Below are 2,338 nucleotides of genomic sequence, written 5' to 3'. Positions count from 1 at the left end.
CAGTAAATGGTGTTAGGTCAAAAATGAAAATTTATACTGGAACAGGATTTTTTATTTCTAATGATGGACAACTTGCCACTAATTTACACATTGTAAGGCCATGGTTATTTGATGAAGAGTTGTCAATTGTTTCAGATAAATATAAAATGGTTATAGCAAATGCAGCTTCTGAAAATCCTGCTCTCAATGCTTTTACTGCACAAATTAAAGTTGAAGGGGTTCTTTCATACATTGGAATGTTGCCAAATGGTGCATATTTTAGCGATGAGAATCTTAAACAATGCAGAGAATTTAAAGCATACGACGATAAAAAAAAGGATGTTGCTATTCTTCAACTAGAGTCGAAAAAACTTCCAGATTCCAATTGCTCTATTGTAGATCTAAATAATTCAATTGTAAATGATTCTGAAATAAGAGTAGGTTCACATATATACACCATGGGCTTTCCTCTTGGACTAGAAATACAAGATCTAAATACTGAAATTAAATTATTGGGACAAAATGGAAGTATCACACAGGAATGTAATGAATACCAATTTGGGTTTAACGCTCCATCATATGGAGGAGCGAGCGGATCACCAATTTTTAATGATAAAGGACAATTAATTGGTGTACTTAGCTCGGGCGTTACAAAAAGTCAAGGTTTTAATTATGCTATAAAAGCAGTTCATATCAAGAATCTGCTTAATCAATCAACAAATAAATGATTATTATGAAAAGATTATCATTTTTATTAATCATTCTGTTGTTAGGCTTCACAAAAATCCTGGGACAAAGTATGGAATGGTTGTGTCGCCCTGATAAATATAAGGATATTGAATACATGGGACACGACCTTTTTAAGGTTAGAGCCGATAATGGGAAATGGGGCGTTATCTCTGCTGATGGAAAAGAAGTGCTAAAAATTGAACAAGACAGTATTACTCCATTTGTAGAAAACAGAGCATTATTGTTGGATAAAACTGGAAAAAGAATCTTAGGAATAATTGGAACTGAAGGTGAACTAATAAATTCTTTTGAAGATAAACAGATATATACGACATCATATCCATATTATAAAGAAGGATTAATGGCATTTAAAATCCAAAATGGATTATGCGGTTACTTAAATTATAATGGCAATATATCTATCCAGCCAAAATTTTATTTGGCTGCACCTTTCCAAAATGGTATCGCTACTGTACAATATGCTGACGGGGATGGTTACTATGGACTTATAAATAAATCAGGAGGATCAGCCATAATAACAGATGTTCAGTATAAATTCCTAAGCTCCATGGTAAACGGTCTGTTATATGCAGTTACATCTACAAGAAATGGAGATCTACTACGCGTAATGGAGCTGAATGGTAATCAACTAAAAGGTGTAAAAAGGCTGGAAAGTAAAATGTTTGTTGATCTCTCAGATGATTTCAGGTATCTGATGAGTCAAAACGGACATCACTATTTTATTGATAATCAGTGGAGAATATCAGGGTCAAATTACAATTATAAATTACCGTACGAACTTAAAGATAGCTTTAGTTTTATAACAGAGAGTTCAGAATTGTTGAGTAAACAAGAAACAAAAAACGGAATTCAAATAACATATTTGGGGAAACCAATACTTGAACATGCTTTTAATAATGTTGAAACATACGAAAAAAAATATGCAATAGTAAGTGCAAAAGATAAATCCATTGGAGTACTAAAATTAAATCCTTCAGCAGGCATTGAAATAATAGCTCCAACACGGGTTGTTGATTTCTATCATAATCCACTGCCAATAAATTTATCCGCAAACTTGGACGAGATAGCCCCTACTCAATATGTTGAAGCACAAGTTGATCTTAAAGATGTCAATCCTAGTCAACTAAAATGTTATATAAATGACAATGGATATTTGCGGTATGCGCCATTAAAAAAGCAAGGTGAACTTTGGAAATTGAATCTTCCATATTTTTATGCTGATACAAAATTCGGAAATGTGGTATCAAATGATATTGATGTTGCTATCACATATGATGGACTAGAATGGATGCACCGTAGAATTACAATTTCTTCTAAACATGAAAGTGGATTTAATGTACAATTAGACGGTAATAGTACTACTAATTCTAAAGGTAAAGGTAATATCTTTATTAACATCAAGTCTATTAATGGAATTGCAGCTTCATCAGCAAACGTAGAAGTTTCAGGACCAAATATCAAAATTAAGCAAACTATAAAGGATCAAATAACTATAATTCCTGTAACAGTTTATGTTCCTGAAGGAGATTCTAAAACATTCAGCTATACAATTACCATTCGAGAAGAGGGCTGTCCTACTATAAAGAAAACATTGTCAAAAACAATAAGT

Annotated in this window: 2 protein-coding genes; both read left to right on the top strand. The window is 32.5% G+C overall.

Translation table 11 applies throughout. The features are described from left to right. A partial coding sequence (locus I6E24_RS15995; protein ID WP_235329677.1) for a S1 family peptidase occupies positions 1–707 on the top strand: 707 nt, incomplete at its 5' end. Between the two features lie 5 nt (positions 708–712). Next, a partial coding sequence (locus tag I6E24_RS15990) for a WG repeat-containing protein (RefSeq protein WP_235329675.1) occupies positions 713–2,338 on the top strand: 1,626 nt, incomplete at its 3' end.

It is taken from the genome of Bacteroides caecigallinarum, assembly GCF_021530995.1.
GTDB lineage: Bacteria > Bacteroidota > Bacteroidia > Bacteroidales > Bacteroidaceae > Phocaeicola > Phocaeicola faecigallinarum.
Note: the sequence above shows the minus strand (reverse complement) of the source record. Positions and strands in the feature narration are given on the sequence as shown.